2 protein-coding genes (1 of these 2 cut by a window edge) are annotated in these 407 nt (G+C 24.2%); both read left to right on the plus strand.

The features are described 5' to 3' along the window. Window positions 1–41 precede the first annotated feature (41 nt). Window positions 42–194 (plus strand): hypothetical protein, encoded by a 153-nt coding sequence (locus LUA84_RS01295; protein ID WP_231434080.1) that lies wholly within the window; start codon window positions 42–44, stop codon window positions 192–194. Next, window positions 178–407, plus strand: part of the annotated coding region (locus LUA84_RS05080) for a rhomboid family intramembrane serine protease (RefSeq protein WP_457913280.1) (this coding region is incomplete at its 3' end). Its footprint extends 69 nt past the window's final position; 230 of its 299 annotated nt are in view. The genes LUA84_RS01295 and LUA84_RS05080, both read left to right, overlap by 17 nt.

Below are 407 nucleotides of genomic sequence, written 5' to 3' on the forward strand. Positions count from 1 at the left end.
TTATATAATTATACTCTTTATAGTATATATTATAGAATTGAATGTATCCATCAATATTAAATATAATTGCTTTTTATCCACATTATGCTATAAGATATCCATGGATGTTTATAACATCTATTTTTGGGGATTATGATTTAACACAATTATTCTTTGATGGATTAGCACTGTTTTTTCTTGGTTTCATTATTTGAATATTTATATGGAAATAAAGATCTTTTAATATTATTTTTCTTATCCAGTATCATTGGAAATATATTCTTTTTATTTCAATATTATAATTACCCTCTAGTTAGTGGAATTGGATCTTCTGCTGCTATATCTNNTATATTGGGTGCATGGGGGATATTGAGACCAAAAGAGAAAGTAATAATATTTCCAATAATAATTCCAATCGATATGATATA

It is taken from the genome of Candidatus Nanopusillus massiliensis (genome assembly GCF_920984865.1).

Coding starts and splice junctions, on each gene's coding strand:
- LUA84_RS01295 (WP_231434080.1), top strand. CDS start 42: ATGTATCCATCAATATTAAATATAATTGCTTTTTATCCACATTATGCT.